The organism is Amycolatopsis taiwanensis DSM 45107 (assembly GCF_000519205.1).
Classification (GTDB): Bacteria; Actinomycetota; Actinomycetes; order Mycobacteriales; family Pseudonocardiaceae; genus Amycolatopsis_E; species Amycolatopsis_E taiwanensis.
In genome coordinates, this window is record NZ_JAFB01000013.1 from 64,623 (window position 1) to 80,205 (window position 15,583).

The following is a 15,583-nucleotide window of genomic DNA, read 5'->3' on the forward strand; positions in this document are numbered from 1 at the left end:
AGACCATCGGGGCATGCGCATGGTCTACACCGGAGCGGATGAAGAGGACTTCCTCGACGCTCGAGGACGACTGCTCATCGAACTGGACGCGTGGTCGCAGATGCGTCAGCGCCTGGTCGATCCGGTGGTCGTCGGAGCCATGCTCGACTACCGGTTCGAGCGTGACGGCCTACTCGGGCGGTGGACCCGCGAGGTGCTGCGGGGCGCGCTGCTGACCTGGTTCCCGCGAAAGGTCGTGCTGCTGCATCCGGACACCAAGTCGGTGGTCGACGCCGTCGAGGCGCTGCTGGACTTCTTCGAGGACGCCGACCTTCTGGACGACCGCACCGAGCCACTGCCGCTGCTGCGGTCCTACCTGGCGGAGATCGCGGGCGAGTTCGACGCGGCGATGCGCGAGCCGGCCAACTTCGGCCTGGCCAAGTTCTGGGCGGTCGCGATGGCCGAGCACGGCGTCGACCCGCTTGACGAACTGGCCGCCCAGCGGTTCGTCGAGCGGGTGCAGCGCGGTGAACTGGCGGTCGACAAGACCCTGCTCCACGAGATCGCCTACCGCCACTACGAGGGCGACCCCGGCGCCGAGCCGGTCGAGACCACGCCGGTCTTCGTGCTGGCCCCCGACGACCGGCTCGCGGCCGACGCGGAGAGCACCCTGGTGGTCCGGCGGTTGCGGCGGTTCGTCGACTGGCTCGGCCAGGGACGGACGCTGGCCGAGGTGCGGAACCTGCCCGATCTGGTGGGGGCCGCGAAGAAGGCGGGCGTGGTGCGCGTCTTCCGGGGAATGCTGGTGCCGGTCAAACGGGGCGCACCGCTGCTCGCGGACCCGTTGGCCTTGTGGCGGGCCGCCCTGTCGTACCTGCTGGACGACCCGTGGGCGTTCGAGGTGGCCGACGAGCTGGTGACCGAGCCGGGGAGCATCCCGATGCTGGTCGAGTTGCTGGGCGGGGGCAGCGAGGCCATCCTGCGGACCGTGCGGCGGTTGATCGATTTCGGGCTCGTCGAGATGTTCCCCGCCCGCGAGGAGCACTACCAGGACCTGCTCGACTTCGCCGGGGTCGACTCGGTGGAAGAGGTGCCGGAGGAGGAGCGGCAGGTGGTGCGGCTGCGTCCGCTGGGCGTCCGTGCCATGTACGACGCGCGGGTCTTCAACGGCGGCGAGGCGCTGACCCTGGATGATCTCGCGGTCGAGACCGCCGAGGTGCTGTTGTGCCGGCTCGCGCCGCTGCCGAGCGAGGTCTTCGACGAGGGCGCACGGCTTTGGCTGCGGGAGCGCGAACCCGGGCAGGCGATTGCCGAACTGTCCGAACTCGCGCGGCGCACCGACGACTTCGAGCACCGCATGCTGGCCTTCGAGCTGCTCGCCGAAGGCGGCGACACGGGTATCGCGGCCATCAGGGACCTGCGCGACCACTCGGCCGCGGGTCCCGCGGCGCTGGCCTGGCTGCTGGACGCGGGCCTGATCGAGCCGAGCGAGGTCACCGGCCGCGAGCGGACCTACAGCATGGTCGACGTGCTGGCGGCGGGCATCCGGTCGGCGGGCCGGAAAAGGGCACTTGAGGAGTTCGCCGCGCAGCCGCGCCCGGCGCAGCTGCTCTTCCTCGCGGACGCGACCATCTGCGGTAACCCGCGCACGCGCGAGGTACTGGAGTGCATGGTCGTCGCCCACCCGGATCGCATGGTGTCGAACGCGGCCCGCAAGGCGCTCGACTGGCTCCAGGGTCCAGACCGGTAGAGACTGCGTGGCGGTGCGGGTTGGGCAGCAGCGAAGCGGGGATCTGAGACGGTCGGGAATTTCTGGTCCTGGAACGGGTTACCTGCTCACCGGAGAGCCCGCGAACTCGGCGTTGGCCGCACTTTGCCATTCTTCGCCGGGAAACGATCATTCTGCCTTACCCTGTCGGGCATGAGCCCGCGGACGCTGATCGCAATGGTCTCGATGTTACTGGTGGCCGCGCTGTCCGGCTGCTCGTCGGGCCCGACCCCGGCCTGGCCCGGGTCCGCACCGGCCTCGGAGGCGGCTCCCGGAATGCTGGTGGTTTCTCTTCGAGACGACGTCACGGCGGCGCAGCGGCAGTCAGTCGAGGCCAAGCTGCGGACGCTGCCAGGAGTCCGCGCCATCGCCTTTGAATCGCGTGATGCGGCCTATGAGAGGTTACGGAAGGAACTCCCGGACTGGGATGGTCGCCCGGCCGACGTGCACGCCTCGTACCAGGTCGCCCTTACCGACGGGCGGGCCGCCGACAGCGTCCGCGGCGAGGTGGTGGGGATGCCGGGTGTCGACTCGGTGACCGCACGGCCATCACCGTCCCCCACGCGCTGAGGCCGCCGGCGACGCGGCCAGCCGCTAGCCGAGCGTCTCGGCCAGGGACAGGATTCGCCGGGCACCCTCGACGTGCAGGTTTTCGATCATCCGGCCGTCGACGGTGGCCACGCCCTTCCCGGCGGCCTTGGCCTCGTCGAACGCGGCGATGATCCGGCGTGCCTGCTCGATCTCCTCCGGCGACGGCGAGAACAGCCGGTTGCACGGCTCGATCTGCGCGGGGTGGATGAGGGTCTTGCCGTCGAACCCGAATTCGCGGCCCTGCCGGCATTCCGCCTCGAATCCGGCGAGGTCCTGCACGTCGTTGTAGACGCCGTCCAGGATCGCCTTGCCGGTCGCGCGAGCGGCGAGCAGGCACAAGGACAGCCCACCGAGCAGCGGAGCGCGGCCGGGCACGAACTCCGCGTGCAATTCCTTGGCCAGGTCATTGGTTCCCATGACGAGCACGGTCAGCCGTTCGCTCGCGTCCGCGATCTCTTCGGCATGCAACATCGCGATCGGGGTCTCGACCATCGCCCAGATCTTGGTTTTCCCGGGTGCGCCGCCCAGTTCCAGCGCGCGCTCGATGCTGCGCACCTCGGCCGCCGAGTTCACCTTCGGCACCAGAACCGCGTCGGGCCCGGCCTGCGCGGCGGCGCGAAGGTCGGCGTCGTGCCATTCGGTGTCGAGACCGTTGACGCGGATGGCGACCTCGCGCGAGCCGTAGGTCCCGGCCGCGGCGCACACGCGGTCCCGTGCCGCCACCTTCGCGTCGGGGGCGACGGCGTCCTCCAGATCGAGGATCAGCGCGTCGGCCGGCAGGGTCTTGGCCTTCTCCAGCGCGCGTTCGTTCGCGCCGGGCATGTACAGGACCGAGCGTCGAGGAATCAAGACGTCTCCTTAACCGCGTCATAAGCCTTGGCCAGTTCAGGGTCACGGGCGGCCAGCGCGTCGGCGAGTTCGGCGACCACCTTGCACTGCTTCACGGAAGCGTCGTCCTGCATCTTCCCGTCGATCATCACGGCGCCGGTGCCGTCGCCCATTTCGCGGATCACGCGCCGCGCCCACGCGACGTCCTCGGGCGAGGGGGAGAAGACCTTCCTGGCGATCTCGATCTGCACCGGGTGGAGGGTCCACGCCCCCACACAGCCGAGCAGGAACGCGTTGCGGAACTGGTCCTCGCAGGCCACCACGTCGCGGATATCGCCGAACGGGCCGTAGTAGGGCAGGATGCCGTTCGCTGCGCAGGCGTCGACCATGCGCGCGACCGTGTAGTGCCACAGGTCCTGCTGATAGGTGGTGCGGCCGGCATGCAGATCGTCGCCGGCCGGGTCGCTTCGCACCAGGTAACCGGGGTGCCCGCCGCCGACCCGCGTGGTCTTCATCCGGCGGCTCGCCGCCAGGTCGGCCGGGCCGAGCGAGATCCCCTGCATCCGCGGGCTCGCCCCGGCGATCTCCTCGACGTTCGCCACCCCGCTCGCGGTCTCCAGGATCGCGTGCACGAGCAGGGGGCGCCGCAGTCCGGCACGCGCCTCCAGTTGTGCGAGCAGCCGGTCGACGTAATGGATGTCCTGCGCGCCGTCCACCTTGGGCACCATGATCACGTCGAGCCGGTCGCCGACCTCGGTGACCAGGGTGATCAGGTCGTCGAGCGCCCACGGCGAGTCGAGGCTGTTGATCCGCGTCCACAGCTGGGCGGCGCCGAAGTCGGTGTTCTTGGCCAGCGCCACCAGCCCCTGCCGGGCGGCGACCTTGCGGTCGGCACGCACCGCGTCTTCGAGGTTGCCGAGCAGCACGTCGGCCTTGGACGCCAGGTCGGGCAGCTTGGCGGTCATCTTCTCGTTGCCGGGATCAAAGAAGTGGATCATCCGGGAGGGCCGCACCGGAATCTCCCGCACCGGATCCGGTGCGCCGACCGCGAGTGGCGCGAAGAAGTCCTTCGGCGAGCGCATGGATACCTCCTCTCTCATCCAGAACGTGTTCGGGCAGCCAGGCCGTGACTTTGGTCGTCGGCTGCCGGTTTACCACGATGGCGACCTGCCTCCCCGCCCACGTGCAGCGTTGTGCTGTGTCACCAAGCGTGCTCATCTCGCGTTTCGAATAGCTCTTCTCACTATCCGTGTGGCAGGTCCCGGGCCCGGGCCGTGAACCCTAACTCGCAACCTACGGGAACCGCTGCGGTGAAGCTCACCTCCCAAAAGCGTGGAGTTGGCGGGTTTTACCGAAATCAAGCCTCTGGGTGAGGGCGGCTTCGGCCGGGTGGTGCTGGCGCGGCATGACGCGTCGGGCACCCCGGTCGCGATCAAATACCTGTTTCAGCAGCACCTGGCGGACCCGGCGCGGCTGGCCGAGTTCCGCCGGGAAGCACAGGTGCTGCAACGGGTCGCGAGCGCGCACATCAGCCGTCTGTACGAGTTCGTGGAAACTCCGGAGGGCGCGGCGATCGTGATGGAGGCCGTACGCGGCATCTCGCTCCGCGAGGTGCTCCGGGTCGACGGCAGGCTCGCCCCGGAGTCAGCGTTGGCCGTGCTGAAGGGTTCTCTGCTCGGGCTCGCCGATGCGCACCGGGTCGGCATCGTCCACCGCGACTACAAGCCGGACAACGTGCTCGTCGGTCCGGACCGGGAGAGCAAGCTGGTGGACTTCGGCATCGCCGTGCTGGCCGGGGAGGCCGGCACGCCGGTCGGCACGCCCGCCTTCATGGCGCCGGAACAGTGGCAGGGCGGCCCCGCCACCGCCGCGACGGACGTCTATGCGGCCACCTGCGTGTTCTTCCTCAGCGTCACCGGCGCCCGGCCGTATGGCGGTGACGTCCCAACGCTGCGCGAGTGCCACGAACACGCTCCGGTCCCCGTCGAGCAGGTACCCGAGCCGGTACGGGCCCTCGTGGCGCGCGGGATGGCGAAGAACCCGGCCGGACGGCCGCCGGGCGCGGCGGAGTTCGTCGATGAACTGGAGGCCGCGGCGGTCCATGCTTACGGCGACGACTGGGAGGACCGCGGGCTACGGACGCTGGCCCAGCGCGCCAGCGTGCTGCTCGCCCTCACCCCGCTCGCCTTGCTGGGCGCGGGAACCGCCCTCGCGCCCGGCATCTCGGCCGGGCTGGGCGCGTCGGTCGGCACCGGTGCTTCGGTGGGTGCGTCCGTTGGCACGGGGGCGTCGGCGGGTGCGTCCGTTGGTACGGGGGCATCAGTGGGCGCGTCAGTCGGGACGGGTGCTTCGGTTGGTGCGTCGGTCAGCACTGGGGCGTCGGTTGGTGCGTCGGTCGGCACCGGCGTCGCCGTCGGTACCGGCACCGTCGGCGCGGGTGCTTCGGTCGCAACGGGCGCCACCGTCGGCGCGACGCTCGGTGCCAAGGTCGCGACGATCATCGTGGCGGCCATCGTCGCCGCAGGCGTGATCGCCGTGGTGGTGACCAACAGCGGCCCGGACGACCCGCCGCCGTTCGCCGCGCCGACCACCACGCCGCGGACCAACGCACCGGCGAGTCCAATGGCCGTGAACATCGGGACCCGGACCCAGAGTTCCGCGAGCCCCGGCTTCGACGTCAACGCCCAGTACGCCTACGTGTCCGGCCTCAGCGACCCCGCAGTACAGCAACGGGTGAACGCCGCGTTGATGGCGCCGCTCGACGACTGGATCTCATACGTGCGCGACGGCGTGACCGGCCCCGAGCCTGGCGGCGGAATTCCGGTTGTGCACAACGAAGTCCGGATCGACCGCCAGGACGCGAAGGTGCTGTCCGTGCGTTACTTGCTCACCGTCGATTCCGTCCAGTTCGGCAACCATGGCGCTGCCACGATCAAGACGGTCAATGTCGACCTCGCGAAGGGCATCGAGGCGACCGCCGGCGACGTGTTCGCCCTGCGCGACCAGTCGGCCATGACCAGGCTGGAACAGCGGATCCTGGCGCACGCGCCGGACGGATACTGTGACGGGAGCCCGCCGATCGACGCCCAGCGCTCCCTCGAACCGGACGACCTCCAGCCGTATACGCCCGGTGGTTCGCCGGTGCTGCAGATCGAATTCACCGCAGACGGCGTGGAATTCGGTATCGTCGCGTCCGCCCTGGGGTATCCGATGGCCTGCGATTACCGGGAGTTCACCGTCCCTTACCGGGAAGTGTCCGACCTGATGACACCCGAGGGCCGGGAGCTGCTGCCGGGGTAAGTCTGTCCATTGTGGACACCGGAGGGATGACTACTCCGTTCGGTGGTTGGGAAACCCTGTGTGCAGAGCCGCTCAGCTTGCCCTCACCCGTTCGGCGGCGGGGTCGGGCTGAAGTCCGGTGACCGCTTATCGACCGGTCACCGACCGTTGGGCGCCGCCGATCGCAGGCCCGCGGCATACCCGGCGACCTGGCTGGCCGCCCCTGGTAATCAGTTCATGTGCCTCTTTTCACGAGGTGCGACGCAGGGGTAGGTAGGGCGCGAACAAGGAGGCGGACTCGTGGCGGCAACCCCAGGGCAAACCGGCGACGCGGTGGTGACGCGTCGTTCCTTCCCGACTCGTGTGGTGCCGCCCGTCGAACTCCCGGCGAGCACCTCGTTCCTGGCCGGCGAGGCGGCCACGCGACTCGGCTGGAACGGCGTGGTGCTGCCCGAGGTGACCATGCTGGGCCGGAAGGTGTGCGTGGTCGCGAAGCTCCGTACCGACGTGCACGCCGAGCGGATCGCGGTGGGCTTCGGCCCGGTGACCGACCGCGCCACCGTCGCGACCTGGACCTGGCCCGAGTTCGCGGTGCTGGCTCCGGAGCCGGCCGCGGAGATCGTCGGTGTGCTCGCGGTCGCGCGACACTGGCGCACCGCGATGGCTTCCGCCGTGCCCTTCGCCCGTTATGGCGATGCCGCGCTGGTGTTGCCCGCCTCGGCCGTGATGAGCCGTGACTACGTGGACAACTGCCTGCCCCGCGCGCGCGACTGCGGGATCGCCATCGTCTCGGCCGACGAGGACGCGGTGGTCACGCGGGATCTCGAAGGCGAGTCCGAGCGGCTCACGCTGCCGGAGGACGCGGTGTCCCGGTGGATGAACGAGATGGTGTACGAGCAACTGCTCGCGTCCTACGACCTGCCGGTGGCCTGATCACGCCGATCAGGCGGTGTTTCAAAGCGCACGCGAGGCCTCCGGCGCGCGTGCCCGTGGTCACCCCGGGCGGAAACAGGGACTTACCAGGCACGCTCTAACCCGTGGTGACCGGGCCGAGAACCCGGTCCACATAGGGGTTTGTGAAAACGCCCGCCGGATCGACCTCGGCGCGCACCCGCCGGAAGTCGTCGAAGCGCGGGTAGAGCTTGGCCAGTGCGGCGGCGTCCAGGTCGTGCATCTTGCCCCAGTGCGGCCGGCCGCCCACCTCGGCGACGATCGCGGCGAAGGAGGCGAAGTACTCGCGGTAGGGCATTCCGACGAACTGGTGGATGGCCAGGTACGCCGAGTCCCGGCCGTGCGCGGTGGACAGCCAGATGTCGTCGGCCGCGGCGACCCGCACCTCCACCGGGAAGGCCACCGGGTTCTCCAGCCGCGGCACCAACGCGCGCAGTTCGCGGAACACATGGGGCAGCGTCTCGCGCGGGATCGCGTACTCGGATTCGACGAAGCGGACTCCGCGATGCGTCACGAAAACCCGGTGGGACAGGTCGCTGTACTCCCGGGCCGAAAGCACGGCCGAGGCGAACCGGCCGAGCGGCTGGACCAAACGCGGCACGGCGCGACCCAGCCGGCACAGGGCGCCGAACGCGACGTTCTCCATGATCTCGTATTCGAAGAACTGCTTGGCCCGGCTCAACGGCCGGCGCGTGGTTCCGGCCGGTTCCCGGTTGTTTCGTTTGACCAGCGCGTTTTTGCCGTACGGGAACCAGTAGAACTCGAAATGATCGTTCTGTGCGGCGGACTCGTCGAACCCTTCCAGCACCTGTTCCAGCGGCTCCGGCCGTTCCTGGGCCGACACCACGAACGACGGTTCACACCGCAGCGTCACGTGTGAGATGACGCCGAGTGCGCCGAGGCCGACGCGGGCCGCCTGGAACAGGTCGGGCCGGACCTCCGCCGAGCAGGTGACCGTGGAGCCGTCGGCGAGCACGAGTTCGAGCCGTTCGATCTGCGTCGAGAGGCCGCCGAAGCGGGCCCCGGTGCCGTGTGTGCCGGTCGAGACCGCGCCCGCAATCGTTTGCGCGTCGATGTCGCCGAGGTTGGTCATGGCCAGGCCGAGCGCGTCGAGTTCGGCGTTGAGCCGGTGGAGGGGGGTGCCCGAGCGCACCGTGACCAGGTTGGCGTCGATGTCCACCGATTCGATGCCGGTCCAGTGGGTGAGGTCGAGCGCGTCCGAGTCGGCGACCGCGATCGGCGTGAACGAGTGGCCGCTGCCCCGGGCCCGCACCCGGCGGCCCGCCTTGGCCGCGCCGGCCACCACTTCGGCCAGTTCGGCGACGCTGCGGGGCGTGTGCACCCGCCGCGGGTCGGCGCTCGCCGTGCCCGCCCAGTTGGTCCATCCGCTCATGGTTCGTTCGCACCCCGTCGACGTAGGAGGGCTGTTTCAAAACGCGACCAGCACAGTAAGTGAATGATATTCGCGTTTGCTCGGGCCTTGCCGTACCGTACCCCGTATGACCACGTCAAACGCCTACGATCTGGCGACGAAGGATCTTGATCCGCCGCTCGCCGTGATCGACCTGGCGGCGTTTGACGCCAACGCCGAGGACCTCCTGCGGCGGGCGGCAGGCCGGCCGATCCGCGTGGCCAGCAAGTCCGTGCGGTGCCGTCACCTGCTGGAACGGGTGCTCGCCCTACCCGGTTTCCGTGGGTTGATGTGCTATTCGCTGCCCGAGGCGCTGTGGCACGCCGAACTCGGCACCAGCGACGACATCCTGGTGGCCTATCCGAGCGTGGACTACGGCGCGCTGCGCGCTCTGGCGGCCGACGAGCGGGCTCGCGAGTCGATCACCATCATGATCGATTCGACCGATCATCTGGACGCCGTGGACGCCGCGGCCGGCCACGACCACCCCGAGATCCGCGTCTGCCTGGAAGTCGACGCCTCCTGGCGGCCGATGCGGGCGCTGCACGTCGGCACCCGGCGGTCTCCGGTGTTCACCGCGCGACAGGCCGCCGACCTGACCCGGAAAGTCATGGCGCGCAAGGGTTTCCGGCTGGTCGGCCTGATGGCCTACGAGGGGCAGATCGCCGGGGTTCCGGACCGCACCGGCCGGTTCACCGATCGCGCCGTGCGCTGGATGCAGCAACGTTCGGCCGCCGAACTGGCGCAGCGCCGGGCCGAGGCGGTGCGCCGGGTGCGGGCGATCGCCGACCTGGAGTTCGTCAACGGCGGAGGCTCGGGCAGCGTCGAGATCACCCGGGCCGAGTCCGCGGTGACCGAGATCGCCGCCGGTTCCGCGTTGATCGGATCCACGCTCTTCGACGGCTACACGCGGTTCCGGCCGCAGCCCGCCGCGTTCTTCGCGCTGCCGGTTGTCCACAAGCCCACCCGCGACATCGCCACCCTGTTCGCCGGCGGCTACCTCGCCTCTGGGCCGCCGTCGGCGTCCCGGCTGCCGTCCCCCTGCCTGCCGGCGGGACTGCGGCTGGTCAACCTCGAGGGAGCCGGTGAGGTACAAACCCCGGTCACCGGAAAACCAGCCCGTGACCTGCGGATCGGCGATCGGGTGTGGTTCCGTCACGCGAAGGCGGGGGAACTGGCCGAGCGGTTCGACGACTACCACATCGTGGTCGACAACCGGGTCGAACGGACGGTCCCGACCTACCGCGGCGAGGCACGCAACTTCGGCTGACCGCGCGGTATTCGCACGCCGCGCACCTGACGCTGCGCGGCGCGCGAACTATCGGCGCGTGAGCCAGACCGACTCTCCATCACCCGCCGGCATCGCGCGGGAATGGCCGCGTCCTGCTCATAGCGCGCGCATGGTCGCTCCGGGCCTTACCGGATCGTCACAGATTGGCGCGCAGAGCCGCCGCGAACTGTCGTCCCGGCTCCGGGTCGACGTCGAAGCGCTCGGCGTAACCTTCGTGGATTTCCTCCCACTGCTTGTGTGCTTCTTCTTCGGAGAGGTCCTCGCCCGCGAGAAGAGAGTCGAGCCGGAAGAGGTAGGTCTGCCAACCGGTCGCAGTCTGGGCCGAGAGCCGGCGGTCGTCGATGACGTGGGTAAAGACCAACCGGCAGCCGCCTTCGTGCTCGGACAGCTCGAAGCGTTGCAGTTGGCCGGCGTAGGTCCAAGCGAGGAGATGCGGCGGATCGACCTCGGTCACCTCGAGGGTCGCGCCGCCGGCCTCGAAGGTCTCACCCGTCGCCGGTGTCCAGTCGACGACTGCCGGAAACCAGCGGGCAAGTTCTGCCGGCTCGCTGACCGCCCGCCACACGCGCTCGACCGGGAAAGCAAGAGTGCGTTCGAAGCGCAGTGCCAGGCGACCGTCGATCGTTTCCAGGGTTCCGTCGAGCACGGGTTCTCCTTCGGGTGTCGTTTCCGGGGTTGGGTCGATCATGGGTTCTCCTTCAAATGTTGTTCGAGGGCGTCGAGGTGTCTCGACCAGAACACGCGGTAGGGCGCCAGCCACTGGTCGACCTCGGCGAGCGGTCCCGGGCGCAGCGCGTACAGACGCTGCCTGCCGTCCGCGCGAACCACGACCAGTCCGGCCTCGCGCAACACCTTGAGGTGCTTGGACACGCCGGGCTGGCTGAGCTCGAGGCGACTCACCAGCTCTCCGGCGGGCGATTCGCCCGCACGCAGCAGATCGAGAATCTGTCTGCGGTGCGGCTCGGCCAAGGCGGCGTAAGTGCTCACCAGGCCACCATCCCTTCTCTTGGCTTGTGCACTCCGGAATTTATATTACCAAGTGGAAATATGACAACCATGACCAACAACCACGGCGGCGATGGCAGCCGGCCGCAGTTATCGGAGTTCTGGGCGGATCACTCGCCGAGCCGGTTGGCCAGGTAACCCTTGACCAGGGATTTGGTCTCGACGACGACCTCCGGGTCGCCCTGGGGGTCGCGGGCGAAGGCGAACTTCAGCAAGGCGTCCGCGGCCTCGATCGCCACGGCCATCACCAGCGACAGGCGGTCGCCCGGGTTTGCCACGTAGTGGCGCACCAGTTCCGCCAGCGAGTCGGCGATGACGCGGTTGTTGTCGCGGCTCTCGTCGAGGAGCTGCCGGTCGACGACGTCACCGAAGTGCACCCTGGAAAAACCCGGCACCGACCGGTGCATGTGGAGATAGATGTCGAGCACGGAATCGACCACGTCCCACCAGTGCCCAGGATCTTCCCTCGCGAGCCGCTCACCGACCTCGGTCAGAAATCGGTCGACGTTACGCTGCGTGAGCGCTCGCACGACCGCGCGCTTGTCCGGAAAGAACTGATAAAGGGACCCGACGGCGACTCCCGCCCGCTTGGCGATCAGGGTCGTGGTCAACGCGTCATAGCCGATTTCGTCGATCAGTTGGGCGCTCGCGTCCAGCATCAACTCGACCCGTTTGGCGCTGCGCTGCTGCACGGGCTGTCGCCGTAGCGGGGTAGTCGCCTGAGGATCGGACACGCAGGTCTCCTTCGAGTGCTCTGATCTGCGACTTTAGCGCGCCGAAACGCTTCCGTACGGGTGAGGCAACGAGCTATTGTATGAGAAATTTTCACGTTTTTGCTGGAAGGAGATCGGCCAGCAGTGACGAATTCGATCTTTCCGCCGGAGTTCCTCTGGGGCGTGGCGACCTCGGCGTTCCAGATCGAGGGTGCCATCCGGGAGGACGGCCGGGGCTCCTCCATCTGGGACACGTTCGGGACATCCGCGGAAATCGCCTGCGATCATTACCATCGGTATCACGAGGACGTCACCCTGATGGCGGAACTGGGCGTCGGGGCGTACCGGATGTCGGTGGCCTGGCCGAGAATCCAGCCGGACGGACGCGGGGCGCCCAACCCTCGGGGAATTGCCTTTTATGACCGGTTGCTCGACGCGGTGTGCGCCGCCGGAATCGCTCCGGTCGTCACGGTCTACCACTGGGATACGCCGCAGGCGCTCGAAGATGCCGGCGGCTGGCTGGCCCGGGACACCGCGGAGCGCTTCGCCGAGTACGCCGCGATCCTCGGCGCGCATTTCGCGGACCGGGTGAAAATGTGGATTCCGATCAACGAGCCGATGGTCACCACCATTTACGGTTACGCGATCGGCGAATACGCTCCGGGCAAGACGCTGCTGCTCGATGCCATACCCACCGCACATCACCAGAATCTCGCGCACGGCCTGGCCGTGCAGGCGCTGCGCGCGGCGGGCGCCCGCAGCATCGGCACGGCCAACCACCATGCGCCGATCTGGCCTGCCAGCGACAGCGCCGCCGATCGCGCCGCCGGGGTGTGGCTCGACGCCCTGCTGAACCGGCTTTTCGCGGATCCCGTTCTGCTCGGCGAATACCCGCGAGAAATCGCCCCGCACCTGCCCGAGGGCCACGCAGAAGATTTGCCGGTCATCGCCCAGCCGCTCGATTTCTACGGTGTCAATTTCTACGAACCGCAGGGCGCCGCCGCGCCGGGGCCGGGTAACCCGCTGCCCTTCGAACTCCGCGAGATCGACGGATTTCCCAAGACCACCAACGGTTCCGTAATCGTGCCGGATGCCATGCGCGAGTTGCTCGTCGGTTTCCGGGAGCGTTACCGGGAAAAGTTGCCGCCGATCTACATCACCGAAAACGGTTGCAGCTTCGACGGCATAAACGACGCCGAACGGATCGATTTCCTCGATCGGCACCTGCATGCGATGCGCTCGGCGATGGACGCGGGAGTGGACGTGCGCGGCTATTTCGTCTGGTCGCTGCTGGACAATTTCGAATGGTCCCAGGGCTATCGTCCGCGTTTCGGGCTGGTGCACGTCGACTACGCGACCCAGCGGCGCACGCCCAAGGATTCCTTCACCTGGTATCAGAAACTGGTCAAACCATGAGGGGCGCGCGCAAGGCCGCGAGGGAACAGCAGTGAAGCCGGCGGCGCTTCCGGAGGCGCTGGCCGAACCGACCGTACGGGTCCGCCCCGGTTGGACGTCCCTGCTGTTCTTCGCGAACATCGGCCTGTGGCTGGCGATCTACGCGCCGATCCAGGTGCTGCTGCCCGAGCAGGCCGAACTGCTCGACGCGGCGCACAAGGAGGTGGTGTTCGGCCTGGTCACCGGCGTCGGCGCGGTGGTGTCGCTGGTGGTGAACCCACTGGTCGGGCTCGCCTCGGACCGGACCCGGTCCCGGTTCGGCCGCCGCCACCCGTGGACGCTCGCCGGTGCGATCATCGGCGCGGCCGGACTGGCGGTGCTGGCGATGGCCGGCAACGTCGCGGTGATGACCGCCGGCTGGTGCCTGGTCCAGGCCGGGCTCAACGGCATGCTCGCCACGCTGACCTCGACGGTTCCCGACCGGGTTCCGGTGGCCCAGCGCGCGTGGATCGGTGGGCTGGTCGGGATCAGCCAGATGCTCGGCACGGTGGTGGGCGCGGTGCTGGTGACCGTGCTGATCACCGAACTGCCCGGAGGTTATCTGGCCTGCGCGGTCGTCGTCGTGGTGGGCGCCGTCCTGTTCGTGCTGCGCACGCCGGACCTGCCGCTGCCGCGGGACTGGCCGGTCGAGCGGTGGCGGGCGGCGCTGGCCCAGTTGTGGATCTCGCCGCGCCGGCAGCCGGACTTCGCCTGGGCCTGGGGCTGCCACTTCATGATTAATCTGGGCAACGCGCTGGGCACGTTCTACCTGCTGTTCTTCCTCAAGGACGCGGTGCACTATCCCGATCCGGACACCGGTCTGTTGATCATGATGGGCCTGTACGGGGCAGCATTGGTGGTCGGCGGCCTCGGCGTCGGGTACCTGTCGGATTCTTCCGGGCGCCGCAAGCCGTTCGTGCTGCTCTCCGTGGCCGTGATGGCGCTGGCCGCGCTGCTGTTGACACTGTGGCAGACCTGGCCCGCCGCACTCGCCGCGTCCCCGCTGCTCGGGCTGGGTTTCGGGGCCTACTGGGCGGTCGCGCTGGCGATCCTCACCCAGGTGCTGCCGACGGCCGCGGACCGGGCGAAGGACCTTGGCGTGGTCAACATCGCGAACCTGTTGCCGCAGGTCATCGCGCCGCTGCTGGCCACGGTGATCCTCGCCGACCTGGGCGGCTACCCGGCGCTCTTCGGCGCGTCGGCGATCGCCACGCTGGCCGCGGGCGGCTTGATCCTGGGTGTGCGCAAAGTCCGCTGAGCGCGCGGAAGCGAGCGAGTGGGGAGATCTCGACTTCTTGGGCCCGCGGGCCGATGCCGGTCGGGGGAGGGGAGTGCAACGGCACCGGCCCGCGGAGATCGGGGGCCGCCGGGCGGGGGTGCCCGCAAGGTGCCATCGGCGACTTCGCGGGCGGCGCTGCGATCAAGCTAACGGATGGATTGTGGGGTTCGCCAGGAAGTTCGGTGCCTCGTAAGCGATTAATCGCCGAACGGTCGCTAGCGTGCGCCCTGCGGCACCAGCGCGTGACGGCCGGTCGTCTCGGAAGCCGTCTTGGTGCTGCGCGACTGGCTCGGCACCGACGAGTTCTTCCGGCGCCACGGCCGGCGCAGCGGCTGCTGCGGGGCGAGACCGCCGGCCACCAGATGCTCGTGCGCCACCTGCCACACCGAGCAGGGCGCCTTGCAGCGGTGCCACCGGGTCGAGCAGGTCGGGCAGTCGCCGCGCTCGTCCGGTTCGTGGGCCGACAACATCGCCCGCCAGCCCTCGGTGAGCCGGGGCAGCTCGGAACGGGCTACCGAAACCAGCGACTGGGCGTCGGCGCGGTCGGCCAGGTCGGCGAGCATGTCAAGGCGTTCCCATACCGCATTGCGGAGGACCTGCCCAAGGATCTGATCCACGAGAAACTCACCTTTCCGTCAGTTTCGCAGCTTCATTGAGCGCCGCCCGCAGCTGGCCGAGCTGGCCGGCCGTCAGACGCGCTGTTTCCCCGGGCGGCCCCACCAGTACCACCTGGTTGTCCTGGACTAGGACGGTCACGCAGCGTTCCCGGTTGATCATGTCGCCGCACTGCACGCGCCAGACCAGTTGGCCGCTCTCGTAGCGGCGCACCTGCGCGGCGCGGGGATCGGTGATCGCCGGCATCGAGCTCCGGGCCGCTGAGCGGGCCATCGCCTCACGCCCCGGCACCGGCCGCAGGTGTCCGGTGCGGGTCACCGGAATCGAGTCCACGAACTCCACCGCGTTCAACTCCGCTCTAGTTCGGTTCGGGCTTGCCGTCGTGTCCGTTGGTTGCTCTGTGTAGTCGCGGGCTGTGCTCGCTCGCTCACGGAGAACT

At 69.0% G+C, this 15,583-nt stretch carries 15 protein-coding genes; 7 read left to right on the forward strand and 8 right to left on the reverse strand.

From position 1 onward, the window contains the following. Positions 1 to 13: 13 nt before the first annotated feature. Entirely contained in the window at positions 14 to 1,729 is a 1,716-nt protein-coding gene (locus A3CU_RS0111135; RefSeq protein WP_027942350.1) for a hypothetical protein, read from the forward strand. A 171-nt stretch (positions 1,730 to 1,900) separates the two neighbouring features. Continuing rightward, on the forward strand, positions 1,901 to 2,317 hold the full coding sequence (locus tag A3CU_RS0111140) for a permease-like cell division protein FtsX (protein ID WP_027942351.1): 417 nt from the start codon (positions 1,901 to 1,903) through the stop codon (positions 2,315 to 2,317). Between the two features lie 24 nt (positions 2,318 to 2,341). On the opposite strand, the gene A3CU_RS0111145 is transcribed toward A3CU_RS0111140, so the two are convergent. Continuing rightward, positions 2,342 to 3,187 carry an HpcH/HpaI aldolase/citrate lyase family protein gene (locus A3CU_RS0111145; RefSeq protein ID WP_027942352.1) on the reverse strand — a complete coding sequence of 282 codons (846 nt, stop codon included), beginning with the start codon at positions 3,185 to 3,187 and terminating at the stop codon, positions 2,342 to 2,344. Next, positions 3,184 to 4,248, reverse strand: coding sequence for an HpcH/HpaI aldolase/citrate lyase family protein (locus A3CU_RS0111150; protein WP_027942353.1), 1,065 nt, complete (start codon positions 4,246 to 4,248; stop codon positions 3,184 to 3,186). The genes A3CU_RS0111145 and A3CU_RS0111150 overlap by 4 nt, the downstream gene beginning before the upstream one ends. A gap of 250 nt (positions 4,249 to 4,498) precedes the next feature. Between A3CU_RS0111150 and A3CU_RS55105 the strand changes: the two genes are divergently transcribed. Beyond that, positions 4,499 to 6,466 carry a serine/threonine-protein kinase gene (locus A3CU_RS55105; protein WP_052371642.1) on the forward strand — a complete coding sequence of 656 codons (1,968 nt, stop codon included), beginning with the start codon at positions 4,499 to 4,501 and terminating at the stop codon, positions 6,464 to 6,466. Between the two features lie 279 nt (positions 6,467 to 6,745). Then, positions 6,746 to 7,378, forward strand: coding sequence for a hypothetical protein (locus A3CU_RS0111160; RefSeq protein ID WP_027942354.1), 633 nt, complete (start codon positions 6,746 to 6,748; stop codon positions 7,376 to 7,378). Positions 7,379 to 7,475: 97 nt separating this feature from the next. Here the strand turns inward: A3CU_RS0111160 and A3CU_RS0111165 are convergent, their stop codons facing one another. Continuing rightward, the gene (locus tag A3CU_RS0111165; RefSeq protein ID WP_027942355.1) at positions 7,476 to 8,789 is read right to left on the reverse strand and encodes a D-arabinono-1,4-lactone oxidase; all 1,314 of its coding nucleotides are present in this window, start codon (positions 8,787 to 8,789) and stop codon (positions 7,476 to 7,478) included. A 106-nt stretch (positions 8,790 to 8,895) separates the two neighbouring features. Between A3CU_RS0111165 and A3CU_RS0111170 the strand changes: the two genes are divergently transcribed. Further along, positions 8,896 to 10,077 (forward strand): amino acid deaminase/aldolase, encoded by a 1,182-nt coding sequence (locus tag A3CU_RS0111170; protein ID WP_027942356.1) that lies wholly within the window; start codon positions 8,896 to 8,898, stop codon positions 10,075 to 10,077. A 157-nt stretch (positions 10,078 to 10,234) separates the two neighbouring features. Here the strand turns inward: A3CU_RS0111170 and A3CU_RS0111175 are convergent, their stop codons facing one another. The 3 genes from A3CU_RS0111175 to A3CU_RS0111185 all read right to left on the reverse strand — a co-directional run bounded on the left by A3CU_RS0111175 (position 10,235) and on the right by A3CU_RS0111185 (position 11,837). Further along, positions 10,235 to 10,786, reverse strand: a complete 552-nt coding sequence (locus tag A3CU_RS0111175) for an SRPBCC domain-containing protein (protein WP_211246398.1) — start codon at positions 10,784 to 10,786, stop codon at positions 10,235 to 10,237. After that, a complete protein-coding gene (locus A3CU_RS0111180; RefSeq protein WP_043840928.1) occupies positions 10,783 to 11,088 on the reverse strand; it encodes an ArsR/SmtB family transcription factor in 306 nt (101 codons plus the stop codon). The genes A3CU_RS0111175 and A3CU_RS0111180 overlap by 4 nt, the downstream gene beginning before the upstream one ends. Positions 11,089 to 11,213: 125 nt before the next feature. Then, positions 11,214 to 11,837, reverse strand: a complete 624-nt coding sequence (locus A3CU_RS0111185) for a TetR/AcrR family transcriptional regulator (RefSeq protein ID WP_027942359.1) — start codon at positions 11,835 to 11,837, stop codon at positions 11,214 to 11,216. Between the two features lie 123 nt (positions 11,838 to 11,960). On the opposite strand from A3CU_RS0111185, the gene A3CU_RS0111190 reads away from it, so the two are divergent. Beyond that, a complete protein-coding gene (locus tag A3CU_RS0111190; RefSeq protein WP_027942360.1) occupies positions 11,961 to 13,232 on the forward strand; it encodes a GH1 family beta-glucosidase in 1,272 nt (423 codons plus the stop codon). Between the two features lie 31 nt (positions 13,233 to 13,263). After that, positions 13,264 to 14,508, forward strand: coding sequence for an MFS transporter (locus tag A3CU_RS0111195; RefSeq protein WP_027942361.1), 1,245 nt, complete (start codon positions 13,264 to 13,266; stop codon positions 14,506 to 14,508). Positions 14,509 to 14,744: 236 nt separating this feature from the next. Here A3CU_RS0111195 and A3CU_RS0111200 read toward each other — a convergent pair whose 3' ends face one another. Together A3CU_RS0111200 and A3CU_RS0111205 are read right to left on the reverse strand one after the other, a co-directional pair. Next, positions 14,745 to 15,146, reverse strand: coding sequence for a hypothetical protein (locus tag A3CU_RS0111200; RefSeq protein WP_027942362.1), 402 nt, complete (start codon positions 15,144 to 15,146; stop codon positions 14,745 to 14,747). A gap of 7 nt (positions 15,147 to 15,153) precedes the next feature. After that, positions 15,154 to 15,486, reverse strand: a complete 333-nt coding sequence (locus A3CU_RS0111205; RefSeq protein WP_027942363.1) for a hypothetical protein — start codon at positions 15,484 to 15,486, stop codon at positions 15,154 to 15,156. Positions 15,487 to 15,583 lie beyond the last annotated feature (97 nt).

Coding starts and splice junctions, on each gene's coding strand:
- A3CU_RS0111135 (WP_027942350.1), top strand. CDS start 14: ATGCGCATGGTCTACACCGGAGCGGATGAAGAGGACTTCCTCGACGCT.
- A3CU_RS0111140 (WP_027942351.1), top strand. CDS start 1,901: ATGAGCCCGCGGACGCTGATCGCAATGGTCTCGATGTTACTGGTGGCC.
- A3CU_RS0111150 (WP_027942353.1), bottom strand. CDS start 4,248: ATGCGCTCGCCGAAGGACTTCTTCGCGCCACTCGCGGTCGGCGCACCG.
- A3CU_RS0111165 (WP_027942355.1), bottom strand. CDS start 8,789: ATGAGCGGATGGACCAACTGGGCGGGCACGGCGAGCGCCGACCCGCGG.
- A3CU_RS0111170 (WP_027942356.1), top strand. CDS start 8,896: ATGACCACGTCAAACGCCTACGATCTGGCGACGAAGGATCTTGATCCG.
- A3CU_RS0111175 (WP_211246398.1), bottom strand. CDS start 10,786: ATGATCGACCCAACCCCGGAAACGACACCCGAAGGAGAACCCGTGCTC.